General features: G+C 45.9%; 16 protein-coding genes and 1 pseudogene. 16 read left to right on the forward strand and 1 reads right to left on the reverse strand.

Annotation, left to right across the window (positions count from 1 at the left end):
- Window positions 1-137 precede the first annotated feature (137 nt).
- The 13 genes and pseudogenes from Q0612_RS09835 to Q0612_RS09895 all read left to right on the forward strand — a co-directional run bounded on the left by Q0612_RS09835 (window position 138) and on the right by Q0612_RS09895 (window position 16001).
- A complete protein-coding gene (locus Q0612_RS09835) occupies window positions 138-881 on the forward strand; it encodes a 16S rRNA (uracil(1498)-N(3))-methyltransferase (protein WP_298884113.1) in 744 nt (247 codons plus the stop codon).
- Between the two features lie 6 nt (window positions 882-887).
- Complete coding sequence (gene mtaB / locus Q0612_RS09840; RefSeq protein WP_298884115.1) at window positions 888-2201, forward strand: tRNA (N(6)-L-threonylcarbamoyladenosine(37)-C(2))-methylthiotransferase MtaB; 1314 nt, start codon at window positions 888-890, stop codon at window positions 2199-2201.
- 30 nt (window positions 2202-2231) lie between these two features.
- Window positions 2232-2636 carry a hypothetical protein gene (locus tag Q0612_RS09845; RefSeq protein WP_298884118.1) on the forward strand — a complete coding sequence of 135 codons (405 nt, stop codon included), beginning with the start codon at window positions 2232-2234 and terminating at the stop codon, window positions 2634-2636.
- 69 nt (window positions 2637-2705) lie between these two features.
- Window positions 2706-3044, forward strand: a complete 339-nt coding sequence (locus Q0612_RS09850) for a histidine triad nucleotide-binding protein (RefSeq protein WP_009145890.1) — start codon at window positions 2706-2708, stop codon at window positions 3042-3044.
- Between the two features lie 118 nt (window positions 3045-3162).
- Window positions 3163-3339, forward strand: coding sequence for a 30S ribosomal protein S21 (rpsU, locus tag Q0612_RS09855; protein ID WP_021720854.1), 177 nt, complete (start codon window positions 3163-3165; stop codon window positions 3337-3339).
- 15 nt (window positions 3340-3354) lie between these two features.
- Window positions 3355-3804 carry a GatB/YqeY domain-containing protein gene (locus tag Q0612_RS09860; RefSeq protein WP_298884122.1) on the forward strand — a complete coding sequence of 150 codons (450 nt, stop codon included), beginning with the start codon at window positions 3355-3357 and terminating at the stop codon, window positions 3802-3804.
- 234 nt (window positions 3805-4038) lie between these two features.
- Window positions 4039-4350, forward strand: coding sequence for a hypothetical protein (locus tag Q0612_RS09865; RefSeq protein WP_298884124.1), 312 nt, complete (start codon window positions 4039-4041; stop codon window positions 4348-4350).
- Between the two features lie 94 nt (window positions 4351-4444).
- On the forward strand, window positions 4445-6241 hold the full coding sequence (locus tag Q0612_RS09870; RefSeq protein WP_298884127.1) for a DUF262 domain-containing protein: 1797 nt from the start codon (window positions 4445-4447) through the stop codon (window positions 6239-6241).
- Between the two features lie 3 nt (window positions 6242-6244).
- On the forward strand, window positions 6245-7024 hold the full coding sequence (locus tag Q0612_RS09875) for a hypothetical protein (protein ID WP_298884132.1): 780 nt from the start codon (window positions 6245-6247) through the stop codon (window positions 7022-7024).
- Window positions 7025-7179: 155 nt separating this feature from the next.
- Window positions 7180-8094, forward strand: a pseudogene (locus tag Q0612_RS09880) (class I SAM-dependent DNA methyltransferase); the annotation flags it as partial.
- Window positions 8095-8741: 647 nt separating this feature from the next.
- Entirely contained in the window at window positions 8742-10088 is a 1347-nt protein-coding gene (locus Q0612_RS09885) for a restriction endonuclease subunit S (protein WP_298884134.1), read from the forward strand.
- A gap of 45 nt (window positions 10089-10133) precedes the next feature.
- Window positions 10134-10835 carry a LytTR family DNA-binding domain-containing protein gene (locus tag Q0612_RS09890; RefSeq protein WP_298884137.1) on the forward strand — a complete coding sequence of 234 codons (702 nt, stop codon included), beginning with the start codon at window positions 10134-10136 and terminating at the stop codon, window positions 10833-10835.
- A gap of 354 nt (window positions 10836-11189) precedes the next feature.
- Window positions 11190-16001: a YadA-like family protein gene (locus Q0612_RS09895; RefSeq protein ID WP_298884139.1), complete on the forward strand. Its 4812-nt coding sequence runs from the start codon at window positions 11190-11192 to the stop codon at window positions 15999-16001.
- Between the two features lie 725 nt (window positions 16002-16726).
- Here Q0612_RS09895 and Q0612_RS09900 read toward each other — a convergent pair.
- On the reverse strand, window positions 16727-17212 hold the full coding sequence (locus tag Q0612_RS09900) for a hypothetical protein (protein ID WP_298884142.1): 486 nt from the start codon (window positions 17210-17212) through the stop codon (window positions 16727-16729).
- Window positions 17213-17461: 249 nt separating this feature from the next.
- Here Q0612_RS09900 and Q0612_RS09905 point away from each other — a divergent pair, with 249 nt between their 5' ends.
- Genes Q0612_RS09905 through Q0612_RS09915 form a run of 3 tightly spaced genes read left to right on the forward strand, consistent with a single transcriptional unit; the run spans window position 17462 to window position 19528 of the window.
- On the forward strand, window positions 17462-17935 hold the full coding sequence (locus Q0612_RS09905; protein WP_298884145.1) for an NfeD family protein: 474 nt from the start codon (window positions 17462-17464) through the stop codon (window positions 17933-17935).
- 4 nt (window positions 17936-17939) lie between these two features.
- Entirely contained in the window at window positions 17940-18947 is a 1008-nt protein-coding gene (floA, locus tag Q0612_RS09910; RefSeq protein ID WP_298884149.1) for a flotillin-like protein FloA, read from the forward strand.
- Between the two features lie 14 nt (window positions 18948-18961).
- Window positions 18962-19528 (forward strand): hypothetical protein, encoded by a 567-nt coding sequence (locus Q0612_RS09915; RefSeq protein ID WP_298884152.1) that lies wholly within the window; start codon window positions 18962-18964, stop codon window positions 19526-19528.
- The last annotated feature ends 7 nt before the right edge of the window (window positions 19529-19535 follow it).

Below are 19535 nucleotides of genomic sequence, written 5' to 3' on the forward strand. Positions count from 1 at the left end.
TCGCCTTACAGGCGACAGCTCCCCCCGAGGGGAGCCTCTCTTGTCCTTTGTGATTCTTTTCTTGCCTCTCCTAGGGGAGAGGTGCCGAACGTAGTGAGGCGGAGAGGGGTATCAATTTTTATAGAAAGGAAACCTATATGCATCGTTTTTTTGTACCGCAATTATATAATGAAACAATGACTATTGAGGGCGTGGATGCACGTCATATCAGTAAGGTGCTGCGCATGCAGCCGGGTGCTCAGTTGCAGATTGTGAGTGACGACGGCGTGAGCGCGCTGGCGGAGATTACAGCGATTGACAGCGAGTGTGTGACTGTGCATTGCTTAGAGAAGCTGGCGGAAAGCCATGAGCCTGCGGTGCGCCTGATTTTGGCGCAGGGCCTGGCGAAGGGCGAGAAGATGGAGTTCATCATCCAGAAGGCTGTGGAGATGGGCGCTTACAGCGTTGTGCCTGTGGCTATGGAGCATTCCGTAGTACGCCTTGACGGTGCGAAGGCTGCCAAAAAGGTGGAGCGCTGGCAGAAGATTGCCGAGTCCGCGGCCAAGCAGAGCAAGCGTGATATTATTCCCGAGGTGCAGCCTGTGCAGACTATGGCACAGATGCTGGCGGCGAATGACTGCGCTGTAAAGATTATTGCTTACGAGTGCGAGGATAAAAAGAGCCTGAAGGCGGCGCTGAAGGAGGCGCAGGCGAAGGGCGCGCTGACAGATTTGCTGCTGATTATCGGTCCTGAGGGCGGCATCAGCGAAGCGGAGCTGGATGCTGCACGCGCAGTAGGCGCTGTGCCTGTGTCGCTTGGCAGACGCATTCTGCGCGCGGAAACGGCAGGACTTGTCGCTATTTCAGCGATTTTTTATGAAACAGGAGATTTAGGAGATTAAACATAGATGAGAAAAATTGCATTTTATACGCTGGGCTGTAAGGTTAATCAGGCCGATACTGCCAGCATGGAGGGGATTTTCCGTGCGTCAGGCTATGAGGTTGTGCCTTTCGGTGAACCGGCAGACGTTTATTTAGTTAATACCTGCGTTGTTACCAATACAGGTCAGCGCAAATCGCGTCAGATTATCAACCGCGCTGTGCGTCACAATCCGCTGTCCCTGGTGGTTGTCACCGGCTGCTATCCGCAGACTGCGCCGGAGGAGGTGCGTGCTATAGAAGGTGTTGATGTAATCATCGGCAATCAGGAGCGCGGCCGCATTGTGGAGCTGGTTGAGGAGGCGCTGGAGCACAAGCGCACGGAGATTCTGGACAATGTGCAGCAGATGACTGTGGACACTAAGTTCGAAGAGCTGGGCGTTGGCACGGAAACAGATAAAACCCGCGCCTTCCTCAAAATTCAGGAGGGCTGCAACCAATACTGCACCTACTGCATTATCCCGTTTGCCCGCGGTCCGCTGCGCAGCCGCAGCCTGGAAAGCATCCGTGAGGAGGTCGGCAAGCTGGTTGCCGCAGGCTACAAGGAGGTTGTGCTCATCGGCATTCACCTTGGCTGCTACGGCAAGGAGCTGGCGAAGGAAGGCAAGCACGTTACGTTGTATGACGCAGTAAAGGCAGCGCTGAGCGTTGAAGGCGTGCAGCGTGTGCGCCTCGGTTCTTTGGAATCCGTGGAGGTGGAGCCGTGTCTGCTGCAGCTGATGGCACAGGAGCCGCGCCTGCAGCGTCACCTGCATTTGCCGTTGCAAAGCGGCTGCGACAAGATTTTGCGCGCTATGCACCGTCCTTACGATACCAAACGTTTTACAGAGCTGGTGAACGAAATTCGTGCGCAGGTGCCTGATGTGGCCATTACTACGGACGTTATCGTGGGATTCCCCGGCGAAACCGAGGAGGACTTTGCGACTACTTTGGAATTTGCCAAGCAATGCGGCTTTGCCAAAATGCACATCTTCCCGTATTCCAAACGCAAGGGAACGCCTGCTGCCGAAATGCCAGAGCAGGTGGACGAGGCAGTGAAGAGCGAGCGTACGGCGCGTCTGGCGAAGGTGGACGAGGAGCTGCATCAGCGAATGCTGCAGAGCACTGTCGGCAAGGTGGAAGAGGTGCTGTTTGAGCAGCCTGTGGACGATGAGCATATGGAGGGCCTGTGCGGTCCGTATCTGCGCGTTGTTGTTCCGGGAACCAAGAAGCTGGCCAACACCATTGCCAAGGTAAAAATTACCGGCATTAAAGAGGATTTTTTGTTGGGCGAATTGAATTAGTATATTATTATTCTAATAGGAGTGATAATAATGATGTTAACTCGTTTTGTGAAAAAAGGTTCTTTGTTATTAGTGCTTTCATTAGTTTTTGTTTCGTCGTTTTTTGTCGGCTGCTCAGCAGAAGTACAGAATTCTAATTCTGTATATGAATTGTATCCGACAACAAACATGTACAATTTTTTGAAATTAAATACCAGTGATGGCAGAATTACCCAGGTACAATATGGCATCAATAAAGACGAAGCCAGATTTGAATGCTCGTTAAATTCTTTACCGCTGGTTGATGCGTCACAGGCACAAAATGGCAGGTTTAAATTGTATCCTACGCAAAATATGTATACGTTTTTGCTTTTAGATACGATAAACGGAAGAACCTGGCAGGTTCAGTGGTCTTTTGATGAGGACAGAAGAGGTATTGTTGGAGAAATAAAATAAAAATTAGCAGGATTTTATTTTAAAAAGTAGAATATAACTAGATACGATAAATGAGAGGAGGGACATGAAATGGCTGAGGATTGTATTTTTTGCAAAATCATTAAGGGCGATATCCCTTCTACCAAAGTGTACGAAGATGATAAAATGATTGCTATCAATGACGTTGCTCCGGCTGCTCCGGTTCATGTGCTGCTGATGCCTAAGGACCACACAGCTAACATCACTACTGCGGACCCCGAGCTGGTTGCATATATGCTGGGCAAGGTTAAAATGATCGCTGAAAAGACCGGAATTGCCGAAAAAGGCTTCCGCGTTGTTATCAACACCGGCGATGAAGGCGGTCAGACAGTAAAACATTTACACATTCACGTAATTGGCGGCAAAGCTTTGGGTTGGCCCCCGTGCTAAACCTTGACAATGCTTGTCTTTTCTTGTATAATTAATCAGTAAGTGTTTTTAGCTGGCAACAGCTGAAAACTTAATTTGCATATACACTTCCCTAAGTGTGTGGAGGGAGGGAGAACAGATGGCAGAAATTAAAGTTGGCAAGAATGAAACTTTAGACAGCGCACTGCGCAGATTTAAAAGAGCAACCCAAAAGGCAGGCATTCTTTCTGAGGTAAGAAAACGCGAGCACTATGAAAAGCCGAGCGTTGCACGTAAGAAAAAATCCGAAGCAGCCAGAAAACGTAAAACCAGATAATTGGAGGCGGGCTGTATGTCTATAAAAGACCAATTGACTGCTGATATGAAGCAGGCCATGAAGGACAGAGAAGCAGGTAAACTGCGTTTGTCTGTTATCCGCATGGTGCGTGCTAATATTAAAAACGTTGAAATCAATGACAAAAAGGAACTTACAGATGATGAGGTTCTGGCTGTCTTGATGAAAGAGGTCAAAATGCGTCAGGATTCTGTTGAGGAATTCCAAAAAGCAGGTCGTGACGAATTGGTTGCCCAAGCTAAGGAAGAAATTGCTATACTGAAAAAATATCTTCCGGAAGCTCTCAGCGATGACGAGCTGAAGGCTATCGTGGCAGAAGTTATTGCTGCTGTTGGTGCTACAAGTCCCAAAGATATGGGCAAGTTAATGCCGGCAGTTATGGCAAAAACCAAAGGCCGTGCAGATGGCAAACGTATTAACGTTATGGTTCGTGAATTGCTCAAATAACAACTGATAACCGTGCTAAGAGAAATCTTGGCGCGGTTATTTTACTTTATAGGGATTATGGGTGAGAGAACTGTATGCTTTTCCTGCGCGGAAAAGTATACAGCTTTTTTATTGCGGCATCTGTGCAGGCAATATCCGCTGTTTTGCGAAAACATATTCAGCAGGTAAATTTTATTTTAAGGCGAATATAAATATATTATTATCATTTTTACAGCTCAAAGGAGGCCGTTTTTTATGGCATCTGGCTTCAGCTTTTTACGCACACAATTTCCCGGTCTGGAAAAAACAGGCGAGTTTGCGGAGCGCTATTTGTACAGCGATTCCAATTCCTGCCTTTTTAAGCTGGGACTGCTGTGCGAAGATATCGTTAATAAAATGTTTGATTTTGACAATATAGCAATGCCTTATCAGATGAAGGATACACTGGTAAACAAAATCCGGTATCTGGTTTGCGGATTTGCGTCAAAGCGGCAATATACCGCGCGCTATGGCAGGCTGGCCTTCTTCTCTAGGCTTGAAAGAAATGCTGCAGGAAAATACTGCTGAGGGCAACGCTGCTTACAATCAGGAGATATTTTTATAGGAATAATTTTCGTGATATAATTACAGAAAAAGATACCGTTAGGAGGTTCTCCAAAAGATGGCTCGATACAATGTAAGTAATTATACCGTAGAGGCACTACTGGCAAGCATTAAGTCCAAGGAAATTGCAATACCAGAAATGCAGCGTCCATTCGTATGGGATGCTTCCAAAGTTCGTGATTTGCTGGATTCCTTATATAAAGGGTTTCCTGTTGGGTATATTATTGTCTGGCAAAATCCTAAGGTGAAACTTAAGGATGGAACAACCGCTGCCGGCAAAAAAGTATTGATTGATGGGCAGCAACGTATCACGGCACTGACTGCGGCGATTGTCGGGCAAGAAGTCTTAGATGATCACTACAAGTGGAAGACGATAAAAATCGCCTTTAATCCCATTGATGAGACTTTTGAAGTAGCCAATTCCGCTAACCAGCGTTCCAGTAAATGGATATCAGATATTTCTGAAGTCTTCAAGATGACGTTTGACTCGTTTAATTTCGTCAACCAGTTTTGCCAGAAGAATGAAATAACAGATCAGGCATCGAAAATCAATGATATCATTAACAGATTGAAGGCAATTCAGAATAATAGCCTTGGTGTTATTACCTTGGCGGACGATTTGGATATTGATAGCGTTACGGATATTTTTATCCGCATCAACTCTAAGGGCGTGGTACTGTCACAGGCTGACTTTGTCATGTCGAAAATTTCCTCGAATACTGAGTATGGAGGAAACATAACCAGAAAGACTATCGATTATTTTTGTCATTTGCTGGAATCTCCAGCTGATTTGAAAGACATTCAGACCAACGACAAAGAATTCGCATCACTGCCAGATTTCTCTGCTATAAGATGGGTGGCAGAAAAGGTGTCACCTATATATAAAACATCTTATACCGATATTTTGCGTGTAGCATTTACTTATAAGTTCAAGCGCGGGAAACTGTCTGATTTGGTAAGCCTGCTCTCTGGACGTGATTTTGAAACGCGCGAATTCCAAATAGAAATAGAAGAGGATTCTTTTAGAAAATTGCATGAAGCAGTATTACAGACCGTAAATAAAACAAACTACGAACGCTTTCTGATGATTGTTGAGTCTGCTGGCATTGTCAGGGGGAGTCTGATTCGCTCGCAAAATGTTTTGAACTTTGCCTATGCGTTGTACTTGGCGTTGCGTGAGAGAAAAGTTGACAGTTCTATCATTGAAAAGATTGTACGTCGGTGGCTGGTTCTCTCCATTTTGACCGGACGTTATTCTGGTTCTCCGGAATCGACGTTTGACTATGATATTAAACGGTTCTTTTCTTCGGATGATCCTATGGCCTATTTGAAACTCACAGAGGCTGGCGATCTTTCTGATGCGTATTGGAATGTCAATCTTGTACAAAGGCTCGATACATCTGTCACCAGCAGTCCGTATTTCAATATGTTCCTTATCGCGCAAGTTAAGGCTCACGATAAAGGCTTTTTATCTGAGCAGATTAGTGTAGAAAGCATGTTGGAAAACAGGGGTGATATTCATCATCTCTTCCCTAAGAATTATCTGACTAAAAATGATTTGCCTAAAGGACAGTACAATCAGGTCGCAAACTATGTGTATTTGCAGCAGGAAATCAATATAAAAATTAGCGATGCAGCGCCTCGTGAGTATATGGCAACTGTTATAGAGCAGTGCAAGACGGGGAAGCCGATATATGGAGGAATTACCGATTTAGACAAACTCAAGGAAAACTTACAGCAGAACTGTATCCCAGAAGGCTTTGAGTTTATGGATATCAACAACTACACTGAATTTCTGGCAAAGCGCCGCGAACTGATGGCGGAAAAGATTCGTGAATATTACGAGGCGCTATAAGTTATGAAAAAATCAAGACTGGAAATAAAGCCAATAAGAAGAAATCTTAGCAGGGTGCTTGATTCAGCCAGGAATGGAAATCCAGAATCCATGCTTAAGTTGGGAAAGCATTATTCGTACTTAAAGTTTGTTGATGAAAAGTATGAAGGCGATAATGCGCTTCTGTTGGGCGTATATTGGCTAAGCAAGGCCGCTCAAAACGGCAAGTGGGAAGCTTGCTATTGGTTAGGAGCCGCGATAGAAACTACTCGTAATAATAACAGTAGCGGTGCCTATTTAAGTGCTTATATTGAGAGGGAGAAGCAAGAAAATACCATATGGCAGAGTGTAATGTCCGAGTTGAACACCGAGGGCTTTTATGAAAATGCCGTGCCGGTATACTACAATGATGTTTGCAAAAACAATGTGGCCGCTATATTGCTTTGGGAGCGTTTTCATTTTGGCTACAGCAGTGGAAGTTTGGACTCACTTGACTGCCAGTATTATAAATGCGCAGCTGAACATGGTATCATTGAAGCCAAGGCCTGTTATGGGGCTTTTAGCAAAAGAGCATGGGATACTTGGTGTTATTGGCTACAAGATGAGTCTCCGGAAGAAGCACTAAAAACGCTAAAAGATGAAGGACGGTCGATTGATTCAATTTATTACTATTACGAAACCGCCAGATACTGGTTGGTGGAGGCACTGAGGGACGGTTACGATGAGGCAATATCAGATTTAAGTAGCCTGATTGCTACTCAGCATATGCTAGATAAATTACGCGAGCCAATTGCCTCGAAATAAAAACTTCATAGAGAAATTTCCGCCGAAGGTAACTACACCCTCGTAACGATGCACCTAGTGTCGTTACGAGGGTGTTCATTTTCTGGACATGTGCGGGCTCGTCGTTTCGGAGTATCGGAATTAAATTCGTTACATTGTATTAATGATAGTCTCCCAACGATCCTGCCTGCGGTACCTTTGGCTTTATGATTGCGGCAAGCAATTTTGTGCGTGAGCAGACGAACGATTTCTTTGATTTGGATGAGGAAACGGCGGAGTTTGAATATACGCAGGCCTTCACCGGCTGCGAGCTGGTGCATGATACGCACCGCTTGGCGCTGATGAACGCCATGCTGCATGACATCCAGAGCAAAATTATTTTGGGCGATACGCTTTCCAACGTGGGCAAGGAGATGCAGGGCTATGACGTAGTGCTGACCAATCCGCCATTCGGTACGAAAAAAGGCGGCGAGCGTGCAACGCGCGACGACTTTACTTATCCGACGAGCAACAAGCAGCTGAACTTTTTGCAGCACATTTACCGCAGTTTGAAGGCTGACGGCAAGGCGCGTGCTGCCGTGGTACTGCCGGATAATGTGCTTTTTGCCGACGGTGACGGCGAAAGGATTCGTGTCGACTTAATGGATAAGTGCAATTTGCACACTATTCTGCGCTTGCCGACAGGTATTTTTTACGCGCAGGGTGTCAAGACCAACGTACTTTTCTTTACGCGCGAAAAAACGGATAAGGACAGCACTAAGGCTGTGTGGTTTTATGATTTGCGCACCAATATGCCGTCCTTCGGCAAGACGAACCCGCTGAAGGCGAGTGACTTTGCCGGCTTTGAGGCGGCCTACACGGCAGAGGACAGAAGTAAGGTAGAGGACGAGCGCTGGCAGTGCTTTACGCGTGAGGAAATTGCGCAAAAGGGCAACAGTCTGGACCTTGGCCTGATTAAGGATGACAGCGTGCTGGATTACGAGGATTTGCCGGACCCGGCGGAAAGTGCGGCGGAGGCTGCGGAAAAGCTGGCGGAGGCCGTGGATTTGCTGCAGAGTGTGGCGCAGGAGCTGAGGAGCTTGCAAAGATAAAGGTAGAGATTGAAGAATGAAGAAAGAAAAAGGCTCCCCTCGGGGGGAGCTGGCGCCCGCAGGGCGACTGAGAGGGGAGTGCTGTTATTATGCTTAGCAATAAAACCCCTCTCCGTCATCGCTACGCGATGCCACCTCTCCCTAAGGAGAGGCTTTCCTGCATCCTGCGCACAAATTCAAAGCTTGCAAAGCTAGGGATTGTGTGGTATATTAGACATAGAAAAGACAAAAAGTTTTAGAAAGCCACTTCTTACCCCGCAAAGTGTAGGAGTGGTTTTCTTTTTATTGAGCACAATTTGAAGCTTGCACAGCAATGAATTATGTGGTATATTAGATATAGAAAAAGACAACCGCCCACAAGGTGGATTGCCGAATTTTGTTAAGAAAAATCCGCTCCGCGCTCGGGAAAGTTGAGGGGCGGTTTTTCTATGTCCGGATTATCTACAATATTGAAAAATAAATGTAAGTAATGCCAGAATGAACATTCCGAAGAGCATTAAATCTTGAAAGGAATAGTTCTTCATAAGCATCACCCCCATTCGTAGAGAATGAAGGCAACACCACCCTGCAACACGGTTGTCAAAAACATTTTATCATAAATTTTAATTTAAAGCAACAAAACGTTTGCTTATAAAGGAGAGCTGGCAATGCCAAAGAAAAAGACAGCATTGACAATAGAAGAACGCTTGCAGCAGACGCTGGTGCCTGCGGAGGAACAGCCTTATGAGGTGCCGGAGAATTGGGTGTGGGTGAGGCTGAAGAGCGTCGCTTCTTGGGGTTCTGGTGGTACTCCGTCAAGAAAGCATGAAGAATATTATAATGGCGATATTTTATGGATAAAGACTGGCGAATTAAATAATGGTTGGATTTACGATACAGAAGAAAAAATAACTGATGAAGGATTGAAAAAATCTAGTGCAAAATTGTTTCCACCATATTCAGTTCTGATTGCCATGTATGGTGCGACGATTGGTAAAGTTGCAATTTTAGGTGTTCCTGCTACAACAAACCAAGCCTGTGCTTGTGCTGTTTGCAATAAATCTTTGTTGTATATGTATTTGTTCTATTATTGCATATCTCAAAAAAATGTATTTATAGAAAAAGGCAAAGGCGGAGCACAACCTAACATATCTCAGATTATTTTAAAACAACATCCCATCCCTCTTCCTCCACTCTTCGAACAGCAACGCATAGTTGAGCGCATCGAGGAGCTTTTTGCCAAGCTCGACGAAGCAAAGGAAAGACTACAGGAGGTTGCGGACAGCTTTGCTGTGCGCAAGGCAGCAATTTTGCACAAGGCATTTACGGGCGAGCTTATTGGAAAGCAAGTAACTGAATTAGTTCCATTGGAAAATTTAGTTGATTTAATTAAAATAGGACCATTTGGATCGTCTTTACATGAATCAGATTATATTGAGAATGGTATTCCTTTAGTTAATCCAAAACATATAGTTCAACAACGTATAGTACCTCAATCAAAGATATCTATATCAGATGAAAAAGCAGAAGAATTATCTTCATATAAGCTAAAGGAGAATGATATAGTCCTTGGTAGACGTGGAGAAATGGGACGTTGTGCACCGATTAGTAATAGAGAAGAAAATTGGATTTGTGGTACAGGTAGTATGATTATTCGCTTAAAGAAAGAGTATGATGCAAAGTTGTATTCTTTGATTTTAGGAAGTCAGGCGACTGTAACTTATCTTGAAAATTCTGCTGTTGGTTCTACGTTAAAAAATCTTAATGAGAAAATAGTTAGGAAAATACCAGTTCCTCAATTTTCTAGTGAAGAACAGCACGAAATCGTGCGCCTCATCGACGACCTGCTGGCGCGTGAGCGCTCTGCACAGCAGGCAACGGAGCGGGCCTTGGCAAGCATCGACCTGATGAAGAAATCCATCCTCGCGCGTGCCTTCCGCGGTGAGCTGGGCACGAACAAAGCGAGCGAAGCGAGCGCGCTGGAGCTTTTGCGGCAGGTGCTGGCGGAAGGCTGAGCATAAGCAAAGAAGAGTATGTTATTATAGGAAAAGAGTGATATTATGCGTATTGTGGCTTGTGATGATGATGTAAGCGAGCTGGAAGAGCTTAAACGGCAACTGCAGGAAATAGGCAGGAAGTATCAGCTGCTTTTGGATATACGTACATTTACTGAAGGGGAGCAGTGCTGTGAATACTTGTTTTTAAATAGCGCTGACATTGTCTTTATGGACATCTATCTGAAGTCTGGTAATGGCGTGGAGTTTGTGCGGCGGTTGCGACAGCACAGGCTTAACTTTAAGCTGGTCTTTCTTACTTCCAGCAATGACTTTGCCATCGAAAGCTATGAGCTGGATGCGGCGTACTATTTGCTGAAGCCTTTGCAGCCGGAAAAGCTGGAGCAGGCGCTGCAGCGCTGCGGTGTTTTTGACAAGGAAGAGTATGTTACTTTTGATACTGCGGTGGAGATGGTAAAGCTAAAGCCCAAGGACATTATCGTTGTAGAGGTGCAGGATAAATACTGTTATATTCACACAGTGCAGCGTACCTATAAGGTGTACAGCTCCATCAACAAGCTGCGGGAAAAGCTGACGCAGGATTATTTTCTGCTGACCTATCGTAGCGTGCTGATTAATATGCATTATGTAGAGGGTGTTTACAGCAATTATTTTTTGCTGGGTAATGGCTTCAAGGCACCAATCAGGGTGCGCGACAGCGCAGCTGTGCGCAACGCCTATATGCAGTGGGCGCTGCTGCAGGATTAAGGATACTTTGTTATAAAGAAAGAGAACCTCCGTTACGGTCATGAAGACTGTTGCGGAGGTTCTTTTTAGTGGGTAGTAAGTAGTGGTTAGTGTGGAGTGGATAGTGATTAGTTTTTAGTGAAAAATGCTTTAACTATTGTTTTGTTTGTTACAGTTTTGAATAAAAAATAATCAAGTAAAGTTGGCAAAATGCGTTTTACGATGAGAACCTGCGCTTTACGATACAAGGCGTTGAATTCACTGAATTTTATGAGATAATGAGCATGATAAAAGTTGTGCGGAAGGCGCCGGAGGCTGCCAGCAGCGGATGGCGCACGCATGGGTTTGGTTTATACTTTAAGGAGGATGATGATTATGACTAGGAAAAAGAGTAATGTCAAGGCGTTGGCCCTTGCCGTAACGTACGCAATTCTCGCAGGGGGGGGCATTGGTCTTGAACCGGTGTATGCTGCGGATGTGACGCTGAGTTTGACCAATGGTGCGATTACAGCAGGAAGCGTTATCGGTACCATTAACGGTACAGTTGGCGGCACAGCTATTGCTGATGGAACTATTACCGACGGTAGCCTTACGAACGGCAAGTTTAGCGGGACGGTTACTCTGACTGGCGATGATATTAAAACAGCAATTGAGGGTGTTGATATTTCCAAGGCGAAGGTAGGCTCTGATGCTACCAGTGGTACTATCGAGAGTCTGGTCAAAAATGTTGGAGATAATAGTAATGCTATTCAGGCTGTCAATGGTCAGGTAACTAATTTAGATAGTAAAGTAGAAGCTTATAATACTAACCTGAATACTAAGATTACTGAGCAAGTTAGTACACTTGATGCTAAGATTAATACCAAAGTAAATGCATCTGATTTTTCAGCTTACCAGGTAAAAAATGATAAGGCCGTAGATACTTTGAAGTATAACACGCAAAAAATCAAATTCAAGAAAGATAATAAGATTACGTCTGAGGATGCTACTTATATAGAAGGTATTACTCATGCTGGCGACGTAAGGCTGGCTAACGGCGAAGTAAGAGCAAAAAGCATAGTTCTTGAAGAAGTCTTTGATGATGGCACTGCCGGGCAAGCAACACTGACTCGTGAAGGCTTGGCAGCTCTTAACAGTATGGTATATGATGAGAATGGCAAAATACATATCGAAGATGGCAAACCGGTTATTCAAGCTGGTAATGGCTCTAAGGTTGGCGGCGTAACATTTGATAAACATAATATTACTGACATTGAGAGCGTAACGATTAACGAAGGAAAAACAAACCAGGTTAAGATTACTGAAGACGGTATTATTGTTGGCTTGACTTCTACTGTAATTGACAGTGAGGGCGTCTATGCCGGAGGCCATGATTTTGGCGGAGCAAAAGCAGCTATTGACGGTAAAGATGGCAAAATTAAAGGTGCAAATGGTGCATTTGGCGTTGATGATAAGGGCAACGTAACGACAACCGGCGATATCCAGGGTAATGATATTACTGTTAACGGTAAGCTCAATGCAAAGGGTGATGCAACTGTTGGCGGTGATTTGAGCGTAGCTGGTGCAGCACACTTTGCTAAAGAAACTACCTTTGCCGATGGTATTAAAACTGATGCAATTAACGAAGCAACAGCTGATAAAGGTGTTACTGTTGATGGCGTTTGGCTGAAAGACAAAGGCATTAGCGCAGCTGACGGTGCATTTACTGTTGATGGTACAAGTGGCAACGTAACGACAACCGGCGATATCCAGGGCAAGAATATTACTGCAACTGGTGCCTTGAAGAGCGATTCTTTGGAAGTGAATAAGGATGCATTTGTTGGTGGCAAGCTGGACGTGAGCGGTGCGACAACTCTGAAAGATACTTTGAACGTCAAAGGAGCGACAACCCTGGAAGATACTTTGGACGTTAAAGGAAATACGTCTGTAGACGGTACGCTGGACGTGACTGGCGCAACAACCTTGGGCAGCACCTTAGCAGTAAAAGGCGACACTACTGTTGGTGGCACTCTTGGTGTAGCCGGCAAAACTACACTGAAAGATGAGCTGCAGGTTGATAAAACAGCAACCTTTGGCACTGCGATAGGCTCGCAGACTGTTATTAAGGGCGATCAGATTGCAACCGGCAGAATTGAAACTGACGCTACCCAGGCAAGTAAAATTGGTGGAGTTACCCTCCAGAATGGCAAAGTCACTGCTACAGACATGACTGTTACCGGAACCATTGATTTTAATAACCTGAAGGTTAAGGATACCCTGACTGTTGGTACTAATACTAAGATTACCGAAGGCACATTGCAGCTTGGCACTGTTGAAGATAATAAGCTGACTGCTGATAAACTCGCTAATATTAATCAGACAATCAAGTCCGGCAAGGTAATTGAGGCTAATTCTGCAAATATTGGCGGAGTAGAAATTAAAGGTGGCAATGTAACAACAACAGGTACTGTTCAGGGAAATACTATTTCTGATGGTGCAGGAGCTACTTTAACTGGTGGTAAGATTACTGCAAAAGAAGGAAAAATCGGTAATGTTGAAATTAGCGCAGCCGGTGCGGTAACAGGTGTCAGTGAAATTAAAGCTAATACCTTTAAGGTTGATGATAATAACTTCCTGAATAACAATGGCATTACTGCAAAAGGCGGCACTATTGGCGGAGCTGTTATCAATGAAACCACTTTAAATATTGGTAGTACTACGTTAGATAAAGCAGAAGGCATTACCACTAATAAATTAAAGATTGCAGGTATGACCTTAACTGGTACAAGCTTAGATACCGGTACTGCTGATTTCCAGGTTAATGGTGTTACCTTTAACCAAGGTAAAGTAACTGCTCAGGCTGACAAAGGCTTTGTTGCCGGCACGTCTTCCTTTAAACAAGATTCCTTAATTGTCGATGCAAATAACAAATTGGAAAAAACCCAAGGCTTAACCACTGAAAAAGCAACTGTTAATGGTACTTTGGATGTTACCGGTAAGGCAACCTTTGGTGCTGCCGGCCAGCAAACTACTATTGAAGGCGATGCCGTTACAACTGATACTTTGAAAGCTAACAAGCTTATCTTAGGTGCTTCTGGTGCTGCTACTGTTGAAGTTGATAAAGATGGTTCTCTGAAAGCAGCTAACGGAAAGTTTGCAGTTGATAAGGATGGTGCATTGAAGGCAGCTAATGGTGCATTTAATGTAGATAAAGATGGCAAAACTACCTTTACTAAGGATGCTGCTAATTTAAGCTCTATTAATGGTGGTAACATTTGGGCGAAAGCAACGGATATTGCTGACAATACAAGCTCTGAATTGACTCACGATTATAAAGGCTTGCATATTAAAGGTAACAAGTCCGGTCAAAAATCTGCTTTTGATTTCGATACTGCTTCCGGCATTGGCACCTTCACTGGTCAGGATAATTCGACTACTAAAATTAACGGTAGCGCTATTCGTTCGGCAAAGAGTGATGGAACTGCTGGCAAGCTTGATGGCGAAAACCTGACTCTTTACAAAGATGGTAATAACCAGACTACAATGTCTGCCGGTAAAGCAACGTTCAAGAGCGATAAGGACAGTCAGCACGGTGGCAAGGAAACCACTATTGATGGTGGCGTAATCACTACTGATACTCTTAATGTTCAACGCATCAACCTTGGCAAAGAAATGGTTAATAGCGATGGCACAACCACTGCTGGTTCGAACCTTTCTATCGACGAACATGGCAATATCAAAGCAGCAGGCGGTAATTTTACTGTAGCTGGTACTGATCAAGGTGATAATAAAGGTGCTCTGCATAACAAGGTTGGCAACACTTCCTTGGAAACTGCTACAACTGGCGCAAGCATGAAGTTTGATACCACTACTCCAACTGGTGGCGTTAAGTCCGAGGTTTCCGTAGCAGACAACAGCGCAAAAATTTCTGCTGGTGCATCCTCTATTGAGGTTAAGAATGACGGCATTACTAATAATGGTAAGACTACGTTCAAGGGTGCCGGAGATGCAACCGTTCCTACGTCTGAAACTACTATCGATGGTAACACTATTAAAACTGGTCATCTGATTACCGATAAGCTGACGATTACTGGCAGCGGTAATGCGGATGGAACTGGAAGCACTCCTGGCTCTATCGCTTTCGGCGGTGACGGCACGATTAGAAGCGATATCAATGATGGAACCAACCATACTACGTTTGAAACTAAAAACGATGGTACGACTACTACCGTAACTAATGGCCAGACTACTACGGAAAACCAGGTTACCGCTGCAGGCAACAGCAACACTGTTAAGCAAGACGATGAGCATAAATCCGAATTCAACCAAGGCTTGACCAGCATCGGCGGCGTGGTAACGAATGGCGAAATTAAGGTAGCGCAAAAATTAGACGGTGCAACTGGCCTGCTTACCAACGAAGTTACTAATGATGAAGGTAAGTGGAGCAAGCTGGAGCAAAGCGGCACTGGCCTGACCTATACTGACAGCGCTAAGCCTGACAATGCAACACGCATCGACAGCAGCGATGTTTCCATCGGTTCTGCAACGAACGATAAAGACCGCATCAACCTGTCCGACCTTGGCCAGATTGACGACCTTGATCAGGAAATCCGCGATAACGAAGTGTACAAGAATAATGAAACCGCAGTAGGCGGCATCAATGCTGAAGCTGCAATTCGCCGCGGTGAGGTTGAACGTCTGGATAACCGCATCAGCGAAGAGGTTACCCGTCTTGACGGACGCATCAACGACGTCAACGACCGTGTAAATAAGGTAGGCGCAATGGCAGCAGCTATCGCTTCCCTGAAGAGCATTGGCTACGATCCGCAGGCTCCGAGTGAATTCAGCATCGGCCTCGGCCAATACAAGGGCGAAACCGGCGTGGCAATGGGCTTCTTCCACTATCCGAACAAGAACTTCATGATTAACGTCAGCCTGTCTACTGCTGGCGGCGAAACCATGGGCGGTATCGGTGCAACCTGGCGCTTCGGCCACAAATCCCCGCAAAAGCTTTTAGAAGAGCAGCGCGAGGAGCAGGCTAAGAAGGAGCTGGCAGCAGCCGAAAAATATCAGGCAGCAGCAAAACTTGCCAAAGAAGCGCAGGAGCGTGCTGAATATGCGGCCAAACTGGCGCGTCAGGCACAGGTGAGCGCAGATAATGCTAAGGCAGCAGCTGATGCAACCCAGGCTAAGCATTTTGGCGAATAAGCTGGCAGCAGGTGCAGTCATAGCAGGATAACAACTGGTTTTCCTATAAATCATCATACTCCGCCAAGCAATGCCCCCTAACTGCTTGCTTGGCAGTTCATGAGGCTGGAATCATCATACTGACCTTATGAACAAAAAAGGCTGGAGTTTGAGCGTTTGCTCAAATTCCAGCCTTAAAACTTGCTAAGCCATATAATCTGTGGTATATTAGTCATAGAGGATGACAACCACCTGCAAAGGTGGGTTGCCTGAGTAAACAAGTTTTAGAAAGCCACTTCTTTACCTGGAAAGTGTAGGAGTGGTTTTCTTATTGTTGCGCACAAATTCAAAACTTGCAAAGCTGTGAATTGTGTGGTATATTAGATATAGAAAAGACAACCGCCCACAAGGTGGGTTGCCTGAGAAAAAGTGTTAGAAAGCCACTTCTTAACCCGCAAAGTGTAGGAGTGGTTTTCTTATGTCCGGATTATCTACAATATTGAAAAATAAATGTAAGTAATGCCAGAATGAACATTCCGAAGAGCATTAAATCTTGAAAGGAATAGTTCTTCATAAGCATCACCTCGATTCCTGAGGAATTAAGGCAACGCCATCCTGCAACACGGTTGTCAAAAACATTCTATCATAAAATTTCAACTAAAGCAATAAAATGTTTGCTTATAAAGAGCTTCATTAAAAAATTTAAGACCTTGGCGTCAGTAAAAACTGACATCAAGGTCTTTTTGTTACGCTTTGCGTCTGAGCATATCGGCAATGCGCTTTTGGTTTTCCATCGCTGTCAACGCTCTTTCATACAGCAGCATCTGCAGCTTGCTTTTGACAGGCTGCAGCTTGGGCGAGCCTTCTATAGTGTAAACGACATTATCGTCCTTATCGGTGTACAGGCTTTTGAGCAGCGCATACTGCGTGCCATCGTTATTATACAAATAAATCTGCGTCATGCTGATTGCTGTTTTCAGCTCCGGCTTGGTGGCCTGCAGCTTAGGCAGCATTTCCTTATTGTAGCGCAGCTCGGCAGACAACAGCAAAAAAAGCTTGTCGCCCTGGCGCAATGCCTGTAAATTATCCTTATCAAGATATAAATCGCCAGCGCTGGTGCTGGTTATTTTCTCCATGTTAGCGTTGTTATCAGTGCCTGTGCCAGCGAAGGCTGTGCAAGTGCAGGCAAGCGCAAAAATCAGCGTCAGTAAAATAAGTAATTTTTTCATCATTAAGTCCCGCCTTTGTTTATAGTAGAAGAATCTTTTCCTTTATCATACAATTTTTGGCGCAATAAGTAAAGCAGCAAATGTGCTTGCTGTGCACGTCTCCAGGATACTGCTTTTTGAATAAATGCGCCAGAAAAATTCTTTTGTTAAAGTATTACAGGCAGCTTTGCTTTTGGCAGCATTAACTTCACATTTACTTCATGCTTTTACTCTGCTATACTATAATTGTACAAGCGTTGAGGAGGTGCAGTCATGCCATTGGAATATTATTTTATGCTGGCGGGTATAGTCCTGCTGCTGATAGAATTTGTGGTGCCGGGCTTCGGAATTTTCGGTGTCAGCGGCATGGTGTGCCTGACAGTCGGCGGCTTTTACGTTTTGGGCGGCAATGCCTGGGCGGCGCTGGTGCTTTTGGCAGTGTATCTGTTTTTGGTGCTGGTGATTACCCTGCTGTGCGTATATCTGCCCAAGGAAAGCAAGTATAATCCCTTTGTGCTGTGGACGCGCCAAAAAAACAGCGAAGGCTACACCGGAGGCAATGACTGGAGCATGCTGGTTGGCAAAAGAGGCAGGGCCTTAACCACGCTGCGTCCTGCAGGCACGATTTTGGTGGACGGCAAGCGTCTTGATGTGAGCAGCCAGGGAGATTATATCGAAAAGTCTGCGCCCGTGATTATCGTGCGGGTAGAGGGCAGCAAAATTTTTGTAGAACAAACGAAGGAGTGACATTATGGATTTATTATTCAGTATGATTTTCGGCAGTGGCTTTGTAGTAGTCCTGGCTATTGCCGGTATCGCGATTTTTCTTAACTTTGTGCCGTTGGGCCTGTGGATTTCGGCCATTGCTGCCGGCGTTAATGTAGGCATCTTCAACCTCATCGGTATGCGCCTGCGCCGTGTGCCCGCGTCACAGATTGTGCTGCCGCTGATTAAGGCGAACAAGGCAGGCCTTGACGTTAATGTTAACCAGCTGGAGGCGCATTATCTGGCAGGCGGTAACGTGGACCGCGTTATTGATGCTTTGATTGCGGCCCACAGAGCGCAGATTGAGCTGAGCTTTGAGCGTGGCTGTGCTATCGACCTGGCAGGCCGTAACGTGCTGGAGGCTGTGCAGATGAGCGTTAACCCCGAGGTTATCGAAACTCCGGTAGTAAGCGCTGTTGCCAAGGACGGCATCGAGCTGAAGGTTAAAGCGCGCGTAACCGTGCGCGCCAACATTGACCGCTTAGTAGGCGGTGCTGGCGAAGCAACGATTATTGCGCGTGTCGGCGAAGGCATTGTAACTAACGTAGGCTCCAGCGCTGACCACAGCAAGGTACTGGAAAACCCCGATTATATTTCCAAAACAGTTTTGGATAAAGGCCTTGATGCAGGCACTGCTTTTGAAATTCTTTCCATTGATATTGCGGACGTAGATGTAGGCCGTAACATCGGCGCTGCGCTGATGACCGACCAGGCGGAGGCAGATAAGCGCATCGCTCAGGCGCGCGCTGAGGAACGCCGTGCGATGGCTGTGGCCAAGGAGCAGGAAATGAAGGCCTATACGCAGGAAATGCAGGCGAAGGTTGTGGAAGCACAGGCTAAGGTGCCGACAGCTATGGCGGAGGCACTGGCTAACGGCCGCTTGGGCGTAATGGATTATTACCGCCTGAACAATATTCAGGCAGATACGCAGATGCGCCGCACGATTGCCGAGGTAAGCCCGGAGGGCGAGGAAAAGCCTGAGGGCAGTAAATAAGCGAGGTGTAGCTTATGGGTGATAATTTAATCCCTCTGCTTTTTGTCATCGTAATGCTGGCCAATGTGTTTTTGGACAGGCGCAAACGCCGCAGACGCAGGCAGCAGGAGCTGCCGCAGGAGCCGCAGCCGACGCAGGCGGAGCAGCAAGCGCAGGCCAAGCCTAAGGACCTTGCCGCCGAATTTGAACGCCGCCTGAAAAAGACGACGGAAGCGGCGCAGGCGCGCCAGCGTCAAAACAGCCAGGGCGTGGTGCATGACGGAACGCGTGTGCGCCGTGATGACGACAGCAGAGTTCACCGTGACGGCGAAGCAATGCACGACCACACTGGCAGGATTCACCGCGAAAATGAAGACCTGGTGCATGACAAGGGGAAGGTTTATTACGATCCCCGTGGTGATTACAGCTACGATGAAGCAAAGATGAACGCTGCTGCGGCAGCGTTCAATGCGCGTTACGCGCAGGCGCAGCCTGCAGCGAAAAAGCGCGTGAAGCTGAAGCATGCGGCACTGGTCAACGGCATTATCATGGCAGAGGTATTAGGAAAACCGCGCGCTCTTAACCCCTATGAGGAGCGCTGATTTTAGA

The organism is uncultured Phascolarctobacterium sp. (genome assembly GCF_937920985.1).
GTDB lineage: Bacteria > Bacillota > Negativicutes > Acidaminococcales > Acidaminococcaceae > Phascolarctobacterium_A.

What these genes read in the sequence shown, in the direction of transcription:
- Q0612_RS09835 (WP_298884113.1), top strand. Translation starts at nt 138, where the DNA reads ATGCATCGTTTTTTTGTACCGCAATTATATAATGAAACAATGACTATT.
- mtaB (WP_298884115.1), top strand. Translation starts at nt 888, where the DNA reads ATGAGAAAAATTGCATTTTATACGCTGGGCTGTAAGGTTAATCAGGCC.
- Q0612_RS09845 (WP_298884118.1), top strand. Translation starts at nt 2,232, where the DNA reads ATGATGTTAACTCGTTTTGTGAAAAAAGGTTCTTTGTTATTAGTGCTT.
- Q0612_RS09850 (WP_009145890.1), top strand. Translation starts at nt 2,706, where the DNA reads ATGGCTGAGGATTGTATTTTTTGCAAAATCATTAAGGGCGATATCCCT.
- rpsU (WP_021720854.1), top strand. Translation starts at nt 3,163, where the DNA reads ATGGCAGAAATTAAAGTTGGCAAGAATGAAACTTTAGACAGCGCACTG.
- Q0612_RS09860 (WP_298884122.1), top strand. Translation starts at nt 3,355, where the DNA reads ATGTCTATAAAAGACCAATTGACTGCTGATATGAAGCAGGCCATGAAG.
- Q0612_RS09865 (WP_298884124.1), top strand. Translation starts at nt 4,039, where the DNA reads ATGGCATCTGGCTTCAGCTTTTTACGCACACAATTTCCCGGTCTGGAA.
- Q0612_RS09870 (WP_298884127.1), top strand. Translation starts at nt 4,445, where the DNA reads ATGGCTCGATACAATGTAAGTAATTATACCGTAGAGGCACTACTGGCA.
- Q0612_RS09875 (WP_298884132.1), top strand. Translation starts at nt 6,245, where the DNA reads ATGAAAAAATCAAGACTGGAAATAAAGCCAATAAGAAGAAATCTTAGC.
- Q0612_RS09885 (WP_298884134.1), top strand. Translation starts at nt 8,742, where the DNA reads ATGCCAAAGAAAAAGACAGCATTGACAATAGAAGAACGCTTGCAGCAG.
- Q0612_RS09890 (WP_298884137.1), top strand. Translation starts at nt 10,134, where the DNA reads ATGCGTATTGTGGCTTGTGATGATGATGTAAGCGAGCTGGAAGAGCTT.
- Q0612_RS09895 (WP_298884139.1), top strand. Translation starts at nt 11,190, where the DNA reads ATGACTAGGAAAAAGAGTAATGTCAAGGCGTTGGCCCTTGCCGTAACG.
- Q0612_RS09900 (WP_298884142.1), bottom strand. Translation starts at nt 17,212, where the DNA reads ATGATGAAAAAATTACTTATTTTACTGACGCTGATTTTTGCGCTTGCC.
- Q0612_RS09905 (WP_298884145.1), top strand. Translation starts at nt 17,462, where the DNA reads ATGCCATTGGAATATTATTTTATGCTGGCGGGTATAGTCCTGCTGCTG.
- floA (WP_298884149.1), top strand. Translation starts at nt 17,940, where the DNA reads ATGGATTTATTATTCAGTATGATTTTCGGCAGTGGCTTTGTAGTAGTC.
- Q0612_RS09915 (WP_298884152.1), top strand. Translation starts at nt 18,962, where the DNA reads ATGGGTGATAATTTAATCCCTCTGCTTTTTGTCATCGTAATGCTGGCC.